The sequence below is a fragment of the Streptomyces sp. NPDC050534 genome (assembly GCF_044457745.1).
Classification (GTDB): Bacteria; Actinomycetota; Actinomycetes; order Streptomycetales; family Streptomycetaceae; genus Streptomyces.
The window spans coordinates 374,441-386,276 of record NZ_JBITHF010000007.1 but is presented as its reverse complement, the minus strand read 5'-3'; the positions used below and the strand labels follow the sequence as shown (position 1 = coordinate 386,276).

Annotated in this window: 10 protein-coding genes and 1 pseudogene; 3 read left to right on the top strand and 8 right to left on the bottom strand. The window is 70.9% G+C overall.

Translation table 11 applies throughout. From position 1 onward, the window contains the following. Positions 1 to 165: 165 nt before the first annotated feature. The 7 genes and pseudogenes from ACIBN2_RS24635 to pgsA form a co-directional block, all read right to left on the bottom strand. A complete protein-coding gene (locus ACIBN2_RS24635) occupies positions 166 to 918 on the bottom strand; it encodes a YebC/PmpR family DNA-binding transcriptional regulator (RefSeq protein ID WP_275774168.1) in 753 nt (250 codons plus the stop codon). Between the two features lie 49 nt (positions 919 to 967). Next, on the bottom strand, positions 968 to 1,573 hold the full coding sequence (gene pdxT / locus ACIBN2_RS24630; RefSeq protein ID WP_399137234.1) for a pyridoxal 5'-phosphate synthase glutaminase subunit PdxT: 606 nt from the start codon (positions 1,571 to 1,573) through the stop codon (positions 968 to 970). A 20-nt stretch (positions 1,574 to 1,593) separates the two neighbouring features. Further along, positions 1,594 to 2,505 (bottom strand): pyridoxal 5'-phosphate synthase lyase subunit PdxS, encoded by a 912-nt coding sequence (pdxS, locus tag ACIBN2_RS24625; RefSeq protein WP_399137233.1) that lies wholly within the window; start codon positions 2,503 to 2,505, stop codon positions 1,594 to 1,596. A 117-nt stretch (positions 2,506 to 2,622) separates the two neighbouring features. Further along, positions 2,623 to 3,174, bottom strand: a complete 552-nt coding sequence (locus ACIBN2_RS24620; protein ID WP_399137231.1) for a hypothetical protein — start codon at positions 3,172 to 3,174, stop codon at positions 2,623 to 2,625. Positions 3,175 to 3,245: 71 nt separating this feature from the next. Further along, positions 3,246 to 4,415, bottom strand: coding sequence for a glycosyltransferase family 4 protein (locus ACIBN2_RS24615; RefSeq protein WP_399137229.1), 1,170 nt, complete (start codon positions 4,413 to 4,415; stop codon positions 3,246 to 3,248). Beyond that, positions 4,412 to 5,338: a phosphatidylinositol mannoside acyltransferase gene (locus ACIBN2_RS24610; protein ID WP_399137227.1), complete on the bottom strand. Its 927-nt coding sequence runs from the start codon at positions 5,336 to 5,338 to the stop codon at positions 4,412 to 4,414. Before ACIBN2_RS24610 ends, ACIBN2_RS24615 begins: the two co-directional genes overlap by 4 nt. Then, positions 5,335 to 6,079, bottom strand: a pseudogene (gene pgsA, locus ACIBN2_RS24605) (phosphatidylinositol phosphate synthase). Before pgsA ends, ACIBN2_RS24610 begins: the two are co-directional and overlap by 4 nt. A gap of 217 nt (positions 6,080 to 6,296) precedes the next feature. Between pgsA and ACIBN2_RS24600 the strand changes: the two are divergent. Together ACIBN2_RS24600 and ACIBN2_RS24595 are read left to right on the top strand one after the other, a co-directional pair. Further along, positions 6,297 to 8,495 (top strand): elongation factor G-like protein EF-G2, encoded by a 2,199-nt coding sequence (locus tag ACIBN2_RS24600; protein WP_399137226.1) that lies wholly within the window; start codon positions 6,297 to 6,299, stop codon positions 8,493 to 8,495. Between the two features lie 218 nt (positions 8,496 to 8,713). Beyond that, complete coding sequence (locus ACIBN2_RS24595) at positions 8,714 to 10,375, top strand: hypothetical protein (protein WP_399137224.1); 1,662 nt, start codon at positions 8,714 to 8,716, stop codon at positions 10,373 to 10,375. 164 nt (positions 10,376 to 10,539) lie between these two features. Here the strand turns inward: ACIBN2_RS24595 and ACIBN2_RS24590 are convergent, their stop codons facing one another. Then, the gene (locus ACIBN2_RS24590; RefSeq protein ID WP_399137223.1) at positions 10,540 to 11,088 is read right to left on the bottom strand and encodes an HIT family protein; all 549 of its coding nucleotides are present in this window, start codon (positions 11,086 to 11,088) and stop codon (positions 10,540 to 10,542) included. Positions 11,089 to 11,167: 79 nt separating this feature from the next. Here ACIBN2_RS24590 and ACIBN2_RS24585 point away from each other — a divergent pair, with 79 nt between their 5' ends. Then, the gene (locus ACIBN2_RS24585; RefSeq protein WP_399137222.1) at positions 11,168 to 11,824 is read left to right on the top strand and encodes a potassium channel family protein; all 657 of its coding nucleotides are present in this window, start codon (positions 11,168 to 11,170) and stop codon (positions 11,822 to 11,824) included. Positions 11,825 to 11,836: the final 12 nt, after the last annotated feature.

Genomic DNA, 11,836 nt, shown 5'->3' with positions numbered 1-11,836 from the left:
ACCGCTGGGGTTCTGTGGGGGGTCCACTCGGTTTCCCCGCCCGCGCCCCCCCCCTGGTTTATTTGGTACTACCCGCCTGGTGGGGGGGGCCCCCCCCCCCGGGGGGGGGGCGGGGGGGCGGTGTGGCCCCCCGGCCCCGCCGAAACCGCTCAGTTCGCGGCAGCGTTACGCGTCGACCTTCTCCATGACCTCGTCGCTGACGTCGAAGTTGGCGAAGACGTTCTGCACGTCGTCGCTGTCCTCGAGCGCGTCGATCAGCTTGAAGATCTTCTTGGCGCCCTCCTCGTCCAGCTCGACCTGCATGGTCGGGACGAAGTTGGCCTCGGCGGAGTCGTAGTCGATGCCGGCGTCCTGGAGGGCGGTGCGGACGGCGACCAGGTCGGTGGCCTCGCTCAGCACCTCGAAGGACTCGCCGAGGTCGTTGACCTCCTCGGCACCGGCGTCCAGGACGGCGCCGAGGACGTCGTCCTCGGACAGCTCGCCCTTGGGGACGATGACGACGCCCTTGCGGTTGAACAGGTACGACACCGAGCCCGGGTCGGCCATGTTGCCGCCGTTGCGCGTCATCGCGACGCGCACGTCGGAGGCGGCGCGGTTGCGGTTGTCGGTGAGGCACTCGATGAGCACCGCGACGCCGTTCGGGCCGTAACCCTCGTACATGATCGTCTCGTAGTCGGCGCCGCCGGCCTCGAGGCCGCCGCCGCGCTTGACCGCGGAGTCGATGTTCTTGTTGGGAACCGACTGCTTCTTGGCCTTCTGGATGGCGTCGTAGAGAGTCGGGTTGCCCTCGATGTCGACGCCGCCCATGCGCGCCGCGACCTCGATGTTCTTGATCAGCTTCGCGAAGAGCTTGCCGCGCTTGGCGTCGATCACGGCCTTCTTGTGCTTCGTCGTAGCCCATTTAGAGTGGCCGGACATCTGCCTGTCTCCTTCGCGTAACCCATCTCTGCAACGAACTCCAGAGATCCTACAAGGACTCCGGTGTCCGGTAGGCGCGCACCATGTCGACGAAGAGCGCGTGCACGCGGTGGTCGCCGGTCAGTTCCGGGTGGAACGACGTGGCGAGCGCGTTGCCCTGGCGGACCGCCACGATGTGGCCGCCGTGCTCGGCGAGCACCTCGGCCTCGGCGCCCACGGATTCCACCCAGGGGGCGCGGATGAAGACGCCCTCTACAGGATCGCCCTCGACGCCCCTGACGTCGACCGCCGCTTCGAAGGACTCGTTCTGCCGCCCGAAGGCGTTGCGGCGCACGATCATGTCGATGCCGCCGATGGTCTCCTGGCCGGAGCGGGGGTCGAGGATCTTGTCGGCGAGCATGATCATGCCCGCGCAGGTGCCGTAGACGGGCATGCCGGCCCGCACGCGCGCGCGGAGGGGCTCCATCACACCGAAGAGGACGGCCAGTTTGGAGATGGTGGTGGACTCCCCGCCGGGGATGACGAGGCCGTCCACCTCGGCGAGTTCCTCGGGGCGCCGCACCGGCCTGGCCACGGCGTCGGCCGTGGCCAGTGCGGTGAGGTGCTCCCGTACGTCGCCCTGGAGGGCCAGGACGCCTATGACAGGAGTGTTCATGGGGTGGCTACCAGGGGTCCTTACCAGCCGCGGTTGGCGTAGCGCTCGGTCTCGGGGAGGGTGTCGCAGTTGATGCCGACCATGGCCTCGCCGAGGTTGCGGGACGCGTCCGCGATGATCTTGGGGTCGTCGTAGAAGGTGGTCGCCTTGACGATGGCGGCGGCGCGCTTGGCCGGGTTGCCGGACTTGAAGATGCCGGAGCCGACGAAGACGCCCTCGGCGCCGAGCTGGCGCATGAGCGCGGCGTCGGCGGGGGTGGCCACGCCACCGGCGGAGAACAGCACCACCGGGAGCTTGCCGAGCTCGGCGACCTCCTTGACCAGCTCGAAGGGGGCGCGCAGCTCCTTGGCGGCGGCGTAGATCTCGTTGTTGTCGCAGCCGCGCAGCTTGGCGATCTCGCCCTTGATCTGACGCAGGTGGCGGACGGCCTCGACGACGTTGCCCGTGCCGGCCTCGCCCTTGGAGCGGATCATGGCCGCGCCCTCGGCGATACGGCGCAGGGCCTCGCCCAGGTTGGTGGCACCGCAGACGAAGGGGGTGGTGAAGGCCCACTTGTCGGAGTGGTTGACCTCGTCGGCCGGGGTGAGGACCTCGGACTCGTCGATGTAGTCGACGCCGAGGGACTGCAGCACCTGGGCCTCGACGAAGTGGCCGATGCGGGACTTGGCCATGACCGGGATCGAGACGGCCTCGATGATGCCCTCGATCATGTCGGGGTCGGACATACGGGCCACGCCGCCGTCCTTGCGGATGTCCGCCGGGACCCGCTCGAGGGCCATGACGGCGACGGCGCCCGCGTCCTCGGCGATCTTCGCCTGCTCCGGCGTGACGACGTCCATGATCACGCCACCCTTGAGCTGCTCGGCCATGCCGCGCTTCACGCGCGCGGTGCCGGTCGCGGGGGCCTGGTTTTCGGAGAGCGTGCTGGACACGGATGACCTCACTGAAGTGAAAGAGGGTTTCTGCAAGTTCCGAGGAAACGTGATTGGGCCAGTCCACAGCAAGGGCCAATGGGAAGCCGGTGGATCCTTTTCCCGGCCGCGGCGGCGCTACGACTGCTGGGGGGCGCGGTCGGCCAGAGCGGTCGGCGGCTCGTCGTCCATCTCGAAGGCCATCGGGAAGGGGGCGTGTCCGGCCAGGCGGAACCAGCGGACCTTGCGGTGTTCGCGCAGGCGGCGGGCCGCGCCGACCGCGTCGTTGTGGAAGCGGCGGGCCATCGGGACGCGGCGTACGGCCTCGGTGAGCTCGTGGGCGGCCTCGTCGCCGCCGGGCGCCTCGCGCACCACCTCCACCTGCTGCGCCTCCGCGAACACGGCGCGCAGGGCCTGGCTGAGCTCGCTCTCGGCGACCTCCCGCTGCTCCTCCTCGGCCTGCCGCGCCGCGTGCGCGGCCTCGTACAGGACGATCGAGGCGGCCGGGTCCAGGACGCCGGAGGTGGCGAGTTCCTGGGCCACGGAGGCCCTGCGCAGCAGCTGCGCGTCGAGCGCGGCGCGGGCGGCGTCGATCCTGGCGTGCAGCCGGTCCAGCCGGCCCGCCGTCCAGCTCAGGTACAGGCCGACGGCGACGAGGACGACGAGGATCCAGATGAGGGTGACGGTCACGGGGGCACACGTTACCCGGGCGTTCGCGGACGGTTGCGGTCAGCGGCGGGAGGGCTGCCGCGGAGCGTTGGTCAGTCGCGCGCCAGCCCGAACCGCGCCCGCAGGCCCGGACCCCGCTCGTCCTCCGCGGCCGCGACCGCCGCCGCGCCCGCCGTCACCGTCTCGTACACGGAGAGGATGTCCGCCCCGACCGTCGACCAGTCGAAGCGGCGTACGTGCTCGCTCCCCCGCTTCCGCAGCTCGGCCCGGCGCTCCGGGTCGCCGAGCAGCCGCACCGCCGCCTCGGCCAGCGCGTCGGAGTCCTCGTTGGGGAACAGCTCGCCGGCCGCCCCCTGGTCCAGCACCTGCGCGAAGGCGTCCAGGTCCGAGGCCAGGACCGGCGCACCCGCCGACATCGCCTCGACCAGGATGATCCCGAAGCTCTCGCCACCGGTGTTGGGGGCGACGTACAGGTCGACGCTGCGCAGGAAGCTGGCCTTGTCCTCGTCGCTGACCATGCCCAGGAACTCCACGCGCGGGCGCAGTTCGGCGGGCAGCGACTCGACCGCCTCCTCCTCGTCACCGCGGCCCGCCACCAGGAGCCGGGCCTTCGGACGCTCGGCGAGGATCTTCGGCAGGGCCCTCATCAGGACGGGCAGGCCCTTGCGGGGCTCGTCGATGCGCCCCATGAAGCCGATGGTCTCGCCCTGCCACTCCGGGTTGGGCTTGGCCCCCGCGAAGAAGTCCACGTCCACGCCGTTCGGGATGACGACCGCGTCCCCGCCCAGGTGCTCCACCAGCGTGCGGCGCGCGTACTCGCTCACGGCGATCCGGGCGTTGATCTTCTCCAGGGCCGCCTGCAGGATCGCGTACGCGGCGATCATCGCGCGGGAGCGCGGGTTGGAGGTGTGGAACGTGGCCACGATCGGGCCCTGCGCCGCCCAGCAGGCCAGCAGGCCCAGGGACGGCGAGGTCGGCTCGTGGATGTGGATCACGTCGAACCGGCCGTCGTGCAGCCAGCGGCGCACGCGCGCCGCCGACAGGAAGCCGAAGTTCAGCCGCGCCACCGAGCCGTTGTACGGCACCGGGACCGCGCGGCCGGCCGAGACGACGTACGGCGGCAGGGGCGTGTCGTCGTCGGCGGGAGCCAGCACGGAGACCTCGTGGCCCAGCCCGATGAAGTACTCCGCGAGGTCGCGGATGTGGAACTGGACGCCGCCCGGCACGTCCCACGAGTAGGGGCAGACGATGCCGATCCTCACGGCCGCTCACCGGCCGCACCGTCGGCCCGGCGGGGCTGAAGGTCCTTGAGCCACAAGCGCTGGAGCATGTGCCAGTCCTCCGGATGGTCCGCGATCCCCGTGGCGAAGGCGTCGGCCAGCGCCTGTGTCATGACAGACGTCTTTTCGGGCCGGTCACCTGTCTCGGGCACCTCGACCGGAGGATGCACCCGCCCCCGCATGACCGGCGAGTCGTCGTACCAGAGTGTCACCGGCAGGAGCAGCGCGCCCGTCTGCTGGGCGAGCAGGGCGGGTCCGGCGGGCATGCGGGTGGCCTCGCCGAAGAACTGGACCTCGACGCCGGAGGTCGACAGGTCGCGCTCGGCGACCAGGCAGACCAGGCCGCCGTCGCGCAGCCGCCGGGCCAGCGTGCCGAAGGCGCTGCCACCGCTGTGCGGCAGGACCTCCATGCCCAGGCCCTCGCGGTAGGCGACGAAGCGGTCGTAGAGGGTCTCTGGCTTGAGGCGTTCGGCGACCGTGGTGAACGGCGTCTCGAGCGCGGTGGTGACCCAGGCGCCGGCGAGGTCCCAGTTGGCCATGTGCGGCAGCGCGATGATGACGCCCCGGTCGGAGGCGATCCCGTCGGTCAGGTAATGCACGTCCTTGGGGTCGAAGCCGCCCTTTATGCGCTCGGCGCTCCACGCCGGGAGGCGGAAGGACTCCATCCAGTAGCGCAGGTAGGACCGCATGCCCGCGCGGGAGAGCTCGGCGAGGCGCTCGGGGCTCGCGCCGGGCACCACGCGCGCGTAGTTGCTCTCCAGGCGCTGCACGCCCTTGCCGCGCCGCTTCCAGGCGAGGTCGGCGATGCGCCGGCCGAGGCGCACGGCGACCGGCTCGGGGAGGCTCTTGACGGTGCTCCAGCCGAGGCCGTACAGCGCGTCCGTCAGCCGGTCCCGGGCGCTCACTTCGCCGCCTCGCTCCCGTGCGAGGCGTTCTCCTGCGAGTCGGCCGATGCCGCGGCCTCGGCCTCGGCCGACTCGCGGCGGACGGTGACGACGCGCTGGATCAGCGTGACGAGGCTGCCCACGGCGACGATCCACAGCGCGACCGGCAGCAGGTACTGGATGCCCGGCACCCCGAACTTGTGCATCCCGGCGAGGCCGGCCGCGACCAGCGAGATGACCAGGCGCTCGGCCCGCTCGACGAGGCCGTTGACGGCGACCGGCAGACCGATCGACTCGCCCTTGGCCTTGGTGTACGACACCACCTGGCCGCTGGCCAGGCAGAAGATGGAGACGGCGCACAGGACGTTGTCGTCGCCGCTGCCCGCGTACCAGAGGGCGAAGCCGCCGAAGATCGCGCCGTCGGCGACCCGGTCGAGGGTGGAGTCGAGGAAGGCTCCCCACCGGCTGGAGCGGCCCAGCTGGCGGGCCATGTTGCCGTCGACGAGGTCGGAGAAGACGAAGAGCGTGATCACGATCGTGCCCCAGAAGAACTCGCCCCTGGGGAAGAAGACCAGCGCGCCGGCCATCACGCCGGCCGTACCGATGAGCGTCACCGTGTCGGGGCTGACACCCCGGCGGATCAGAAACGCGGCGAACGGCGTGAGGACACGCGTGAAGAATGCACGCGCGTACTTGTTCAGCATGGCCTTCCCGACGGTCGGTGTGGCCGGCTCGGCCTCTGCTGGCCACCGGCTGGCCCATCGTAGCCAGGCGCGCGCATGTACGACGCTCGGGCACCCGCACCCCGCCGTCACGGCCTGAAGCCGGACGGGTAACGGCGCGATCGCGTCCTTCGTATGGACGCACCGTGACGGGAGTGGAAAGCTCGAAGAACCGCGGGCGTCATCGGAGCCGCCGCCGCACGCGGCCCGGCATGTCCGCGCCCTCAGAGACCTCACCGTGCACGGGAGGCAAGGCCATGGGCGACAAGGCAAGCACACACCCCGGAGCCGCCGGCAGGGCTACAGCGGCCGACCACCCCGCGTCCGTACGGAATGTGGTGCTGGTCGGCCACTCCGGATCGGGCAAGACGACTCTGGTCGAAGCTCTCGCGCTCACCGCGGGAGCAGTGAACCGGGCAGGCCGCGTGGAGGACGGCGGCACCGTCTCGGACTACGACGAGATCGAGCACCGGCAGAATCGTTCGGTACAGCTCTCCCTGGTGCCCGTCGAATGGGACGGCATCAAGATCAATGTCCTCGACACCCCCGGATACGCCGACTTCGTCGGAGAACTGAGGGCCGGTCTGCGAGCGGCGGACGCGGCCCTTTTCGTCGTCTCGGCCTCGGACGGCGTGGACGGCTCGACGCGCATGGTGTGGGAGGAGTGCGCGGCCGTCGGCATGCCCCGGGCGATCGTGATCACGCATCTGGAGTCCGCGCGCGCGGACTTCGAGGGGATGACGCGGGTCTGCGCCGAGGCGTTCGGCGGGGACGACCCCGACGCCGTGCTGCCGCTGTACCTGCCGCTGCGCGGCCCACAGGGACCCGACGGGCACGCGCCCGTGACGGGCCTGATCGGGCTGCTGTCGCAGAAGCTGTTCGACTACTCCTCCGGCGAGCGCAAGGAGTCCGAGCCGGGCGAGGACCAGCTGCCGCAGATCGACGAGGCCCGCAACCGGCTGATCGAGGGGATCATCTCGGAGAGCGAGGACGAGACCCTCATGGACCGCTATCTGGGCGGCGAGGAGATCGACTTCAAGACGCTCGTCGAGGACCTGGAGCGGGCCGTCGCGCGCGGGGTGTTCTTTCCCGTCCTGGCCGCCGCCCCCGCGGCCGAGGGCGCCCGGCAGGGAATCGGCACCGTCGAGCTGCTGGAGCTGGTCACGGGCGGCTTCCCGACGCCCTTCGAGCACCCCACGCCCGGCGTCACCACCATCGACGGCAAGACACGCGAGATCAAGGCGTGCGACACCGACGGCCCGCTGGTCGCCGAGGTCGTGAAGACGTCCTCCGACCCCTACGTCGGCCGCGTCTCCCTGGTCCGCGTCTTCTCCGGCACCCTGCGCCCCGAGGAGACGGTGCACGTCTCCGGGCACGGCCTGTCCGACCGCGGGCACGAGGACCACGACGTCGACGAGCGCATCGGCGCGCTGTCCACACCCTTCGGCAAGACCCAGCGGCCGGTGACGCACGCCATCGCGGGAGACATGGTGTGCGTCGCGAAGCTCGGCCGCGCGGAGACCGGCGACACCCTCTCGGCCAAGGACGACCCGCTGCTCATGGAGCCCTGGGAGATGCCGGACCCGCTGCTGCCGCTCGCCATCCAGGCGCACAGCAAGGCGGACGAGGACAAGCTCTCCCAGGGCCTGTCCCGGCTGGTCGCCGAGGACCCGACCATGCGGCTCGAACAGAACCAGGACACCCACCAGGTGGTGCTGTGGTGCCTGGGCGAGGCGCACGCGGACGTCGCGCTGGAGAGGCTGCGCAGCCGCTACGGCGTCCAGGTCGACGTCGTACCGCACATGGTCTCCCTGCGGGAGACGTTCGCGGGCAGGTCGGCGGGGCGCGGGCGTCATGTGAAGCAGTCCGGCGGGCACGGGCAGTACGCGATCTGCGAGATCGAGGTGGAGCCGCTGCCCGGCGGCTCGGGCATCGAGTTCGTGGACAAGGTCGTCGGCGGCGCGGTGCCGCGGCAGTTCATCCCGTCGGTCGAGAAGGGCGTGCGGGCCCAGGCCGCCAAGGGGGTCGCGGCCGGCCATCCGCTCATCGACGTCCGCGTGACGCTGCTGGACGGCAAGGCGCACTCCGTGGACTCCTCGGACGCGGCCTTCCAGACGGCCGGTGCGCTCGCGCTGCGCGAGGCCGCGGCCGACGCGAAGATCCATCTGCTGGAGCCCGTGGCCGAGGTGTCGGTCCTGGTCGGCGACGACTACGTGGGCGCCGTGATGAGCGACCTGTCGGGGCGGCGCGGGCGGGTGCTGGGAACCGAGCAGACCACCGGCGGCCGCACGCTGATCCGCGCCGAGGTGCCCGAGATCGAGATCGGGCGGTACGCCGTGGACCTGCGCTCCCTCTCGCACGGCACCGCGCGCTTCAACCGCGCGTACGCACGGCACGAGCCGATGCCCCCGCAGATCGCCGAAAGGATCCGTGAAGAGGCGCGCGCGGCCTCGTAGTTGGCGCCGGGCGCGTCCAAGTCGCTTTTGTGGAACGCTCCCCTCCATGTCGGCGGACGGCTTCGGCCGTCCGCCGACGGATGTCGGTGCCTGCCGATACGCTGATGACGTGATCAAGTCGGCCCGGAATCGGCACGTCGTCCTGATCAACAGGTGTGCGGAGCAAGGAAGTCGGGAAGAGCCGCAGAGGCGACGTCGCGCGGCGATCGGGGGCGGGCATGACCGTTGAGAGCGGCTACGGGGACATCTTCGGGCCCCAGGTGCCGCGCACGGGCGACGAGGGCCAGACCGCGACGTACGCGCTGGCCTCGGCGTCCTACCGGGACAATCCGGTCGCGGAGATCAAGAAGGCCGACAACGAGTGGCACCAGACGACCCTCAAACCGGGCCGGAAATGGACGACGCTGTTCCGGCCCAACCTGGGCGAGGCGTATTCGCGGGCCGTGGTCGACCGCATGGTCGGCCCCGGCCGCAAGCCGCTCATCCAGTCCTTCGGAGCCGAGCCGCAGGTCGTCGTCGAGCACGCCCTCGCGGCGAACAACATCCGCAAGGACCGGGACAACAAGCTGTCCATCGTCATGGTGCTGTGCGGCCTGCTGTTCCTGCCCGGCCTGTTCGTGTGGCTGCTGATCTTCTCCATCCGCACGACCGTGGCCCGGCGCGACGACAAGCGGGCCGGCGCCCTGGCGACGACGCTGCTGGTGGCGGTGGGCGCGCTCGCCGTGATCTTCCTGATCCGGATGCCCTTCACCGGGTTCTGGGCCTGGTACGCGCGCGCCTGCGTCATCATGCCGGTCATCGGCTGGTTCTGGGCCAGGCAGATATGCGAGCGCACGGCGAGGGACCTGCGCGGGCGCTGGGACAGCCTGCTCGCCGGCAGCAGCGTCGGCGCCAAGGTGCCCGAAGCGGTGCCGACCGGCCCCGGCGAGACGAAGGCGGACGCGCTGCGTCAGTCCCTGGCCAAGCTCGCCGCCGAGCAGCAGTCCAACTCCGTGTTCTACGCCGGGCCCAAGGGCATCCTCGGCATGGGCACCCGCTGGGGCAGCTGGCAGCTCGCGGAAGACCTGGTGCCGGCCGACCCGACGCGGGAGATCCACCCGTTCCGCAGCTGGGACGTCATCCGCGCGATCCACGACCAGCTGAGGATGCTGGAGCGGAACACGCTGAACACCGGCGGCTTCCCCAAGCCCTCCATACGGCACTGGATCGTCACGCCGATCGGCGAGGGCTCGAAGGCGGTGTCCCGTCCCGAGGGCACCGACGTGGAGGCGTACCAGGTCAAGACCCACGCGATACAGGACATCTGCAACAAGCAGCAGTTCGGCGCGGGTGACCGGCACTACCTGGGCGTGCAGTGGACGCTGTGGGACGGGCAGCTGATCATCACCATGATGATCACGGTGACCGTGCTGCACGAGACGCTGCGCATCGAGGTCACCGGCCATGCGCTCGGCCCCGTGAACTCGCTGTTCACCAGCAAGCCCGAGGCGCCCTCGAAGCAGGTCCAGAAGTCCTTCAAGCCGTGGGAGACCCGGACGGTGAGCCTGCCGCTGGTCGACAGCGACGAGGTGGTGCGGCTGTCCGTCCGCGCCCCGATCTCCTGGTACCCGCCCCTGCTGAACTGGCTCGGCGGCACGATAGCCCTCCCGGAGCCGTTCGGGGTGCGGCACGCGTGGGCCGACCAGCCCTGGCGGCACCGCTTCATGGCGGACGACGCCCTGCGCGCGGCGACGCCGGTGCTGCGCGTGGTGCACGCCGCGGCGATACGGGTGCTGAACGAGAACGGCGTGAACACGGAGAAGTTCGGCTCGCGGTCGGCGTTCCTGTCGACGGCGGTGCAGGACGCGACGCCGCGGAAGGCGGACGTCTACGACGCGTAGGCCTCCGGCGGTTCGGCCGTTGTTCGGTGCGGGTGGGCGGTCGTGCGGAGCTGGGGGCTGCGCGCTCCCAGACCCCCCTGTCGGCCTTCGGCCTCGTCCTCAAACTCCCCCAGAGGGGGCACCCCCAGACAGGCTGAATGGTCCGCCGGCCGGGCCGATGTCCCTCACACCGCCGGCCATGCCTCCGCCAGCATCTTCCTCGTGTCCGCCAGCAGCTGCGGCAGCACGCGCGTGTGGCCGACGACCGGCATGAAGTTCGTGTCGCCGCCCCAGCGCGGGACGAGGTGCTGGTGCAGGTGGGCCGCGATGCCCGCGCCCGCGACGGCGCCCTGGTTCATCCCGATGTTGAAGCCGTGCGCCCCGGAGGCGGTGCGCAGTGCCGTCATCGCCTGCTTGGTCAGCGCGGCGAGCTCGGCGGTCTCGGCGTCCGTCAGGTCCGTGTAGTCGGCGACGTGACGGTAGGGCACGACCATGAGGTGGCCGCCGTTGTACGGGTAGAGGTTGAGCACGGCGTAGACCTGCTCGCCACGCCGGACGATGAGCCCGTCCTCGTCGGACTTGGCCGGGATGGAGCAGAAGGGGCAGCCGTCGCCGGCACCCGGGCCGGTCGGCTTGTTCTCGCCCTGGATGTAGGCCATCCGGTGGGGCGTCCACAGACGCTGGAAGGCGTCCTGCGTCCCCACTCCCAACTGCTGCTCCGGCTCGCTCGTCATGAAGTGCAGCATATGGCGTCGCCCGTTCGGAGCGTGTCGGCGGGGTTGCGGGAAAAGCCCGTCGCGCCAAGCTGGGCCGGTGGACGATGACACTCGCACAACCCGCTGGGAGCAGCGCACCGAGCTCCCGCTCGCCGTCGCGTCGCTGGCCTTCCTCGCCTCGTACGCGGTCCGCGTCCTGATGCCCGGCCTGACCGACCTCTTGCAGGCCCTGGCCCTTGTGGTGTTCCTCGCCTCGTGGGCGCTGTTCGCCGTCAACTACGCGGTCCTGTGGCGGCTGAGCGGGCAGGGGCTGAGCTTCGTGCGGAGACACGTGCTGGACACGGTGGTGCTGATCCTGCCGCTGCTGCGCCCCCTTCGGATGGTCAAGATCTACGAGGCCATGCAGCGACGGCACGGCAAGCCGCGGCTCGCGCTGCACGCGCGCGTGATCGTGTATTCCGGGCTGACGACGGTGCTGCTCGGCTTCGCCGGCACACTCGCCGTCTACCAGCAGGAACGCGGGGCGCCGGGCGCTTCGATGAAGACGTTCGGGGACGCCGTGTGGTGGACCTGCGCGACCCTCTCGACCGTCGGCTACGGCGACGTCGTCCCGGTGACGCCGATGGGCCGGCTGATCGCGGTCGGGATGATGGCCATCGGGCTGGCACTGCTCGGCGCGGTGACCGGCACCTTCGCCTCCTGGCTGATGCAGGTGTTCTCCCGGGAGGACGACGAGAGGCCCCCGGGAAGCTGACTTCCCGAGAGC

Bases quoted from the DNA above. Each gene is read 5' to 3' on its own strand.
- ACIBN2_RS24635 (WP_275774168.1), bottom strand. From the start codon at position 918: ATGTCCGGCCACTCTAAATGGGCTACGACGAAGCACAAGAAGGCCGTG.
- pdxT (WP_399137234.1), bottom strand. From the start codon at position 1,573: ATGAACACTCCTGTCATAGGCGTCCTGGCCCTCCAGGGCGACGTACGG.
- ACIBN2_RS24600 (WP_399137226.1), top strand. From the start codon at position 6,297: ATGGGCGACAAGGCAAGCACACACCCCGGAGCCGCCGGCAGGGCTACA.
- ACIBN2_RS24595 (WP_399137224.1), top strand. From the start codon at position 8,714: ATGACCGTTGAGAGCGGCTACGGGGACATCTTCGGGCCCCAGGTGCCG.
- ACIBN2_RS24590 (WP_399137223.1), bottom strand. From the start codon at position 11,088: ATGACGAGCGAGCCGGAGCAGCAGTTGGGAGTGGGGACGCAGGACGCC.